4 protein-coding genes and 1 pseudogene are annotated in these 4,086 nt (G+C 37.2%); 1 reads left to right on the top strand and 4 read right to left on the bottom strand.

All coding sequences use genetic code 11. The features are described from left to right. Positions 1 to 401 precede the first annotated feature (401 nt). The 3 genes from H5232_RS22455 to H5232_RS22445 form a co-directional block, all read right to left on the bottom strand. Positions 402 to 917, bottom strand: a complete 516-nt coding sequence (locus tag H5232_RS22455) for a hypothetical protein (RefSeq protein ID WP_182739800.1) — start codon at positions 915 to 917, stop codon at positions 402 to 404. A gap of 315 nt (positions 918 to 1,232) precedes the next feature. Next, entirely contained in the window at positions 1,233 to 1,532 is a 300-nt protein-coding gene (locus tag H5232_RS22450; RefSeq protein ID WP_145241241.1) for a type II toxin-antitoxin system RelE/ParE family toxin, read from the bottom strand. Further along, positions 1,520 to 1,777, bottom strand: coding sequence for a type II toxin-antitoxin system Phd/YefM family antitoxin (locus H5232_RS22445; RefSeq protein WP_149981240.1), 258 nt, complete (start codon positions 1,775 to 1,777; stop codon positions 1,520 to 1,522). Before H5232_RS22445 ends, H5232_RS22450 begins: the two co-directional genes overlap by 13 nt. Before the next feature lie 1,521 nt (positions 1,778 to 3,298). On the opposite strand from H5232_RS22445, the pseudogene H5232_RS24405 reads away from it, so the two are divergent. Next, positions 3,299 to 3,442 (top strand): annotated as a pseudogene (locus tag H5232_RS24405) (IS110 family transposase); the annotation flags it as partial. Between the two features lie 55 nt (positions 3,443 to 3,497). On the opposite strand, the gene H5232_RS22440 reads toward H5232_RS24405, so the two are convergent. Next, complete coding sequence (locus H5232_RS22440) at positions 3,498 to 3,887, bottom strand: hypothetical protein (RefSeq protein ID WP_182831557.1); 390 nt, start codon at positions 3,885 to 3,887, stop codon at positions 3,498 to 3,500. Between the last annotated feature and the right edge of the window lie 199 nt (positions 3,888 to 4,086).

The following is a 4,086-nucleotide window of genomic DNA, read 5'->3' as shown; positions in this document are numbered from 1 at the left end:
GCTAAATCGACTTAAATTAAAATAGCAGTCTTTTGACCTGTAAGAATTATTATGGCGACAGAGTGCCATGAACGGACGTTGCCGATCCTAATTGCTTGTTATAAGCATTTTAATTCTGGGATCCTGTTATATAAAGCTTCTCTTACTCTATCTTCTAGTTCAAACGCTTCAGCTTCCCACGGTTGATATTTAGAGCATGAGTAATTTGAATCACTAGCTGACAAGTTGGGATAGCTTTTGCCTTTTCAGAGACTATAACCTTCGCATGGTTCCGTCGGCAGGTCTTTCTTTTTGACTTTTATAATAAAATGCAAGATGCAAGACCTGATGCTGTTTTTCTTCGATATGGCGCGCGGGTTTGCAGTCTCAGCCCAAATTGTTGGGCGAACATAATCGACTTGTTAGAGTTTTTTTGCCAACTTATTATGAATTGCACTGTATGACGTCTCTAGTCTTTTTAAATGCTTACTGACATTTTTCCATTCCCAAACTAAAAAAGACCCAAACTCTGGATAAGTATCCTGCCACTCTTTTGCCTCCTTTTTATCTCTTGCATGAAGCGAAAACAACACGAAGTAATCTCCTTCAATAAAAATATTGAAATTGATTGTGCCCCAGCCATCTGCTGTATATCTATAGGTAGCACCATCACACTTATCTGGAACCAAATCATGTTTCTCAATGTAAACCTCCCCACCAGTGTCAGAGTAGTGGAGAGTCAAGTTGATATCTTTACACCTAAAGTCATTCTCAGATAGTTTGAAATTAGCATATTCATTCAAATCCTTCCGATTAGAAAAAATTTGTATTTCTTTATCGAAATCTGAATAAGCTTCGTAAATAAGAACATCATCTTCAAAGATAAGATTAAGAACCTTTGGTAGTTCTGAAATTGGAATTCCGTTTACAAGAGACATACAGAAAACTCTAACGAGGCTGTAGAATTACTCGTTTTTAATTTATTTTTATTGATGGTTCAACCATAGCCCAGTTGCTATTTTGATTCAATCGACAACTGGCTTTCACGTAAAATATAAAAGACGATTTGCTGTTGTTTTAATTGGCGTTTTGGAAGGTCTGACAAGTGTTTGAGTGGCTTATTTTAGGCGGTAAGTGCCTAGCCTTATCAGTACATCGTGATTACAGGAGGTGAACCGCCCACTGCACTTACTGTAAATAAAAAGCGCATATGGGTGATGTTGAAAGAGCTCAGGCTACCCGATTAGTGTAAGCTACATTTGCAACAAGAACTTACGTAAATCACGCTCTTGTCTCATTATGTGTAAAATAAAAACCTTATCATTGTCTATTTTGTAAAATATACGACAAGGATTAACTATCACTTCACGGTAATTCAGATTTGAGAGTTCAATCGGTGTTTTCCCTGATTCAGGGAACTCTTCAAGGCGTTCAACTTTAGCAAAGATTTTCGCCACCAACTTTTTAGCTGACAGCAAGTTACTCAATGCAATATATTCAGCGATATCGTTTAGATCTTCCAGAGCAGGATTTGTCCAGATTATTTCAGCCATTTATTCATTTTCTCTTTAGCTTCAATATTAGACGTAGTTTCTCCTCTACTTATTGCCTGCTCGCCTTTAGCTAACGCCTCAAGGATTTGCATACGTTTTTGCATGAATTCGAAGTCATCAACATCAACAAGATACGCTGACGGTTGCCCATGTTCGGTGATTAATACGGGCTCTTTAGTTAAATGCAGTTCAGATAATATTTTCGTCGCTTGGCGTTTCAATGTTGTTACTAACTCTACTCTCATAATAACCTCCACAAAAATGTATCACTATAGTAGCACTGAGTAAGCAATTTAGGAAACACGGCTAACGAGCATGTAGATTAAAATTAAACTAAACGAGACGACATATTCGATTGATGAAACCAGCCCTCTTGAGTAGTGCCATGATGAAGTTAACCGATGAATGTCTCGGCTCTGGCATAATCCTTCGCTCTACCTTCTAAATCCATTTGGTCGTAGTGCCCCAACGACCCCAAAAGGATATGGGAAAAACCTGGCTGCGATAAGATCGCAATCAGAGATTACTGCGCAGCGACCCTTGTAAGTATTTGTCACAAGCGACTTGCATAACTGGTGCATCGACAGACGAAGTAAACGAATTTATTTATTGATTTAAAGTTGACCGTCACTGAATAACAACGGTCAAAGAAAATACTATTGCCTATTGACAGAGTTAAGGCTCATATATGTTATGTGAAAATTAACTTAATAAAGGCACCACTATAGGAATGTGATTAACAGCCCAGTTATTAAAGTAACTTTATCTTTCATCGTTTGTTTTGGTTTCTGTGTAAATACAAAAATAGCTCTATACAGTGAACTAGCAACTATAAGCAACATACCAAGTAACGCTGGAAACACATCCAAAATAAAACCAAAAGCGAACCCTGAATTTTCTGCTTGGGAAAACAAAGCTACGAACCCAAACTAGGCGATAGATATTAAAAAGGAACAGCTCCGTGTGAAATCGAAAAAAGCGCCATTCTTAAAAACTCCTTTTCACATAACACCTAACTCACCAGACCAAGCGAAGTGGAAAAAGTTTGCATACAACATACAATAAACGAAGTGAATGCAAATTTGAGGAACGTAGTTCGGGTCTGGTGCGGTGATTTATTATGTGTTTGTTACTAAATAAAAATATAAGGGTATTGTTAACCAAATACCACCGAAAATACCATTTTTGCTTAGCCTACCAAACACACCCCCCTGAGCGCCGACAAATAAAGCAAGAACTATAACTAATGCTGCTAAAAACAATACCCAAAATTGATTTATAAATAGGATCGGCCATAACACGCACAAAGTTCCTAGCGTTGCTTGCAACACCCACTTTAAGGAAGAAATCTTATCTTCTCGATATCTGGTACTAAGCCATAGGATAAGAATATATAGGCCAATACATGTAGAGGTTAAAAACAGTAGTTTCATTTGAGATTACACATAACGAGCCTGTAGAATAACTCGTTTTTAATTTATTTTTATTGATGGATTAACCATAGCCGAGTTCCTATTTTGATTCAATCGACAACTGACTTTCACGTAAAATATAAAAAGAGGATTTGCTGTTGCTTTAATTGGCGTTTTGGCAGGTATTACTAGTGTTTAAGTGGCTTATTTGAACAGATGTAATCCCCTGTCACCGAACACAATGGCAGGATTATCTTGTGTTATTTATTTTGGTAAAGCATCGTTACTAAACCGCGATAGACGGCAGCAAGAAGCTAAAGGAAAACCCATGCTTATAAATTAAGAACAACCATCATCAGATCACTGACATTTAAGTGGATACGAATACTCTTTAGATGCTGGAAAACACATACGTCCTACGATGAGTCAACTTACCTAACGGCATTGAAAAGTAAGGGATCATGGCTGTTAAAATTTGCGGTGGAAAGAGAGCTTTAGTGCTTGCTGTCCACCTCAGGGCGTGTTGTTAGTTTGTTGTTACCCTCCAAACGTATCAGCACAGGTTTGAAAAACTACTACAGCAATTATTGTTTTTACAAATAAAGTTTTTTAGAACCCACCCTTTATCATCAAAAATATACCCAGCCCCCCCAGCAAACACCTCATATGAATAGACTTCCTTATTCATTATTAATTCCCCTGAATATTTACAAGGCATAATAATTGACTCTCCATGAGCTTCTTCATTACTGACTTCCTCGGCTGTTTGGAAATACAAAGTAATTTCGCTTTCTGTCAATTGGAAGCTATCACAAACCTTAGATCCCTGCTTGGTGATATCGACAACTTTTTCTGTAGTCAATATTTGAATTTTATTTTCATAATTAAAGGCACAAGATGTAATAAAAGAAACAGCACCTATACAAATGATATTTTTTATCATGGAGCAACCCCAACTTTTAAGTATTGCAGCAACTGGATTCCTTCTGCCTTCTTTTTCCTAGCAATTACACCATGTGTAATGGTCTAATGAAACTGGACAGGTTTATAGCGTAAAATGAGCTAAACCCAAAAGGTATCACTATGACCAGAAAATCAAAAGTAACACTCAGTGCACAACAAAAACTTGAATATGCCAAATT

The organism is Pseudoalteromonas sp. SG41-5, from assembly GCF_014164495.1.
Taxonomy (GTDB): domain Bacteria; phylum Pseudomonadota; class Gammaproteobacteria; order Enterobacterales; family Alteromonadaceae; genus Pseudoalteromonas; species Pseudoalteromonas rhizosphaerae.
Note: the sequence above shows the minus strand (reverse complement) of the source record. Positions and strands in the feature narration are given on the sequence as shown.

Excerpts from the sequence above, each read along its gene's own strand:
- H5232_RS22455 (WP_182739800.1), bottom strand. The coding sequence starts at position 917 with ATGTCTCTTGTAAACGGAATTCCAATTTCAGAACTACCAAAGGTTCTT.
- H5232_RS22450 (WP_145241241.1), bottom strand. The coding sequence starts at position 1,532 with ATGGCTGAAATAATCTGGACAAATCCTGCTCTGGAAGATCTAAACGAT.
- H5232_RS22445 (WP_149981240.1), bottom strand. The coding sequence starts at position 1,777 with ATGAGAGTAGAGTTAGTAACAACATTGAAACGCCAAGCGACGAAAATA.
- H5232_RS22440 (WP_182831557.1), bottom strand. The coding sequence starts at position 3,887 with ATGATAAAAAATATCATTTGTATAGGTGCTGTTTCTTTTATTACATCT.